General features: G+C 41.1%; 2 protein-coding genes. Both read right to left on the bottom strand.

Annotation, left to right across the window (positions count from 1 at the left end):
* Positions 1–591: 591 nt before the first annotated feature.
* The gene (locus PX481_RS08545; protein ID WP_002759198.1) at positions 592–1,065 is read right to left on the bottom strand and encodes a phosphate-starvation-inducible PsiE family protein; all 474 of its coding nucleotides are present in this window, start codon (positions 1,063–1,065) and stop codon (positions 592–594) included.
* Between the two features lie 355 nt (positions 1,066–1,420).
* On the bottom strand, positions 1,421–2,140 hold a 720-nt coding region (locus PX481_RS08540), incomplete at its 5' end, for a nitrate ABC transporter ATP-binding protein (protein ID WP_288094374.1).

Below are 2,140 nucleotides of genomic sequence, written 5' to 3'. Positions count from 1 at the left end.
TTTACGCAGGGGGGACTTAGACAAAATCAGTATAGCACAATAAAAGTTAAGTTAACAAGATATAGTTTAAAAAGCCGTCCTAAAAGGACGGGGCTTTAACCCAAAATTTCGGTAAATAGGGTTTGCGGCAAAAAGTTTTTCCTGGGGGCAGGGTGTGGGGTGTGGGGTGTAGGGTGTAGGGTTTTACCCATTTTCAGGTGGTCAATTACCTAATTTTCAGGGAAAAAGTCCAGGAATTTTCCCCCCGCTCACTCCAATGGCTGGTACTTTTGGATTTCAAAAAGGTCTCAAAGTATTATCGAACAATGTTTTTAGATTTATTCAGCCAGCCCTAGGGCTGGCTGAATAAATGTGAAATGTAGGCAAAGTAAGAGTTTTGGGGCTTTACGAGCGAAACAGGTGCAAGATTTTGAGAGAATCATGTTTCAAAACCTTACATCTTCATCGGCCCGCGTCCTGTAGGGGCGAAGCATTCGGGCATAACCTATCGCTGAAACCCTAGATTTCCTATCCGAATGCTTCGCCCCTACTTTTTGCCGCAAACCCTATTTAGAAGGGATAGATTTAGAAAATCTATCCCTTTCCCTTAATTCAAGAACGATTATCGCGATTAACTTTTCTGATTAACCAATAACTTGCCGCTAAAGCTAAGGTTCCCACGGTGAGGGCAATTAAATCATCTTTACTGTATTTATTGGGATCAAAAATAATAATTTTTCGAGAGATGGCAATTAAAGCCGTAACTACGACTAATTCAACCTGTACGATGTGTTTTCTTAAGTAAGCAGTGACGTTTTCTAATAACTCTAAAGCGATCAAAATATTGAGAAATAATCCGAAGATTTCAATTAAAGTTTTACTAAAAAAACCGACGGGTTCCGTAGTAAATAGGTCTTTGATTAGGATAACTACTAAATCATAAAGAGAAACAATAATAACAACAATTAAGGCTACGGATAAAACCTTAGAAACTATGTTTTCGATGATATGAATCGACTTCATGAAATCTTCATCGCGCCATTGTTGACCAAAATTGATAAGTAGTTTCCGTATCTGTTTGAGCATGATCGATTAAGTAAAAAGTAAAAATTATTATTGTATTTGACTGCTAATTGTTCTATTTAGTTAACAAGTAAGTATATCCCCCCTTAATCCCCCCTTTATAAGGGGAGTATCTGACAATTTTTAACATCTAAGTGGGTGGGTGGAATTAAATATAAAATGAACGTAGGTTGGGTTGAAGCATGAAACCCAACGCCCGCATGGGTTACGCTACCGCTAACCCATCCTACAAATAATTGTGCCTACCTACTTACCTAGTTAGAGATAATTTTACTTGAAGAAGGCTTCCCCAGAAAAAAAATCTAGGTGCGATCGCTGTTAAGTCAACCGCACCCCAAACTAATACAAATGCTCACATCTAGCTAACATCATCGTGAGCGAAACGATTATAGAGGAAGTCGAGGGCATAGTTACGCAGACGATAATATTCAGGATCCTCCATAATTCTCTCCCGATCGCGGGGACGGGGGAAATGAATATTCATCACTTCGCCGATTTTCGCTTCTGGTCCATTGGTCATCATTACCAGCTTATCAGCGAGGAAAAGGGCCTCATCGATATCGTGGGTGATCATCAACACCGTACAGCGTTTATCTTGCCAGATTTTCAGCAATTCTTCCTGTAATTCCTCTTTGGTAATCGCATCCAAAGCGCCGAAAGGTTCATCGAGAATTAATACTTCTGGACGGATAGAAAGGGCCCGGGCGATCGAAACCCGTTGTTTCATCCCCCCGGAGATTTGGGGAGGGGTTTTGTCCATAGCTTCGGTTAAACCCACCATCGCTAAATGTTCCCGCACGATCGAGCGTTTTTGTGCCTCTGGAGCATTGGGAGACACCGCATCTACCGCGAGATAGACATTTTCAAAAACGCTTAACCAAGGCAATAAAGCATAGTTTTGAAACACTACCATGCGATCGGGCCCGGGTTTAGTAATTTTCTTACCGTTAACTTTAACGATGCCATCGGTGGGAGAAGAAAAACCCGACACCATATTTAATAGGGTCGATTTACCGCAACCGGAGTGACCGATCACACAGATAAATTCACCTTCATTGATGCTGAGATTAACATCCTT

The sequence above is a fragment of the Microcystis sp. M53603_WE2 genome (assembly GCF_030065435.1).
This window is presented reverse-complemented; position numbering and strand designations above follow the sequence as displayed.

What these genes read in the sequence shown, in the direction of transcription:
- PX481_RS08545 (WP_002759198.1), bottom strand. Translation starts at nt 1,065, where the DNA reads ATGCTCAAACAGATACGGAAACTACTTATCAATTTTGGTCAACAATGG.